The organism is Nitrosomonas sp. Nm132, from assembly GCF_900100485.1.
In the GTDB taxonomy this organism is placed as follows: Bacteria; Pseudomonadota; Gammaproteobacteria; order Burkholderiales; family Nitrosomonadaceae; genus Nitrosomonas.
In genome coordinates this window covers 1-1,203 of record NZ_FNDH01000122.1, presented here as the reverse complement: position 1 = coordinate 1,203, position 1,203 = coordinate 1, and the positions used below count along the sequence as shown (strand labels likewise).

Below are 1,203 nucleotides of genomic sequence, written 5' to 3'. Positions count from 1 at the left end.
CAGGGCAATCGCGCTTAAAAGTGCTTGAAAATAGAATTTAGATAAGGTAATAACACTATCATTTTGATTTTAGATGATAGCAAAGCCAACACCTTCAATTATCCATCACTTTTCGAGCATTAAAGATCCCCGGGTAAACAGACAAAAGAAACATCAGCTACAAGATATTTTCTTTATCAGTATCTGCGCTACGATTTGCGGTGCAGATAATTGGGTTGCCATTGAACAATTTGGCTTGGCAAAAGAAGCGTGGTTCACCGAATTGCTGGGCTTGGAGCATGGCATACCTTCGCACGATACCTTCGGGGAAGTTTACGCCGCCATTGATACCGAGCAGTTCAGCGTTTGTTTTTCCCGTTGGGTTGCTGACCTGGCCAACCTCACCGAAGGCGAAGTGATTGCGATAGATGGCAAGTGTTTAAGACGTAGCCTCGACAAGGCCTCAAAAAAAGCCGCCATCCACATGGTCAGCGCTTGGGCTCAGCACAACAATCTGGTGTTAGGCCAGGTTAAAGTCGATGACAGATCAAATGAAATCACCGCCATTCCCAAATTGCTTTCAAGGCTTGATATCGCAGGGGCAGTGATTACTATCGACGCCATGGGCTGCCAAAAGAAAATTGCCGGACAGATTACCCGGCAAGGTGGTGACTATGTGCTTAGCCTGAAAGGTAATCAGGGTGACCTACACGACGATGTGAAAACATTTTTCACGTCATCTTTATCGCCGAAAGTAGCCTCGGTTAGCTATGAAGGTGAGCATGGCCGAATTGAAACCCGCTCAATTCGAGCAACAGCCGATATAGCCTGGCTCCAGCAACGGCATGACTGGAAAAGCTTACAAAGCATTATCGCCGTTACCGCTAAAAGAGAAACCGATAATAAAGTGACCGGGGAAACACGCTATTTCATCAGTAGCCTTGATGCGGATGATCCGGAGCGATTAGAGCGTGTGGTGCGGGCGCATTGGGCTATAGAGAACAATTTGCACTGGGTTCTTGATATCGCCTTTGATGAAGACAGCAATCGGACTCGCAAGGGACATAGTGCTGCGAATCTGGCTGTTATCCGGCATATCGCCCTGAATCTGATCAAGGCCGAAAAAACATCCAAGGTTGGCATCAAAACCAAGCGTTTAAAAGCAGGATGGGATAATGAGTATTTACTCCGGGTTATTGGGATAATTTAAGCGCGATTGCCCTG

The 1,203-nt window shown here is 46.7% G+C and carries 1 protein-coding gene; it reads left to right on the top strand.

Annotation, left to right across the window (positions count from 1 at the left end):
• Positions 1-73 precede the first annotated feature (73 nt).
• Positions 74-1,189, top strand: a complete 1,116-nt coding sequence (locus tag BLP80_RS14950; RefSeq protein ID WP_090544525.1) for an ISAs1 family transposase — start codon at positions 74-76, stop codon at positions 1,187-1,189.
• Positions 1,190-1,203 lie beyond the last annotated feature (14 nt).

Coding starts and splice junctions, on each gene's coding strand:
- BLP80_RS14950 (WP_090544525.1), top strand. CDS start 74: ATGATAGCAAAGCCAACACCTTCAATTATCCATCACTTTTCGAGCATT.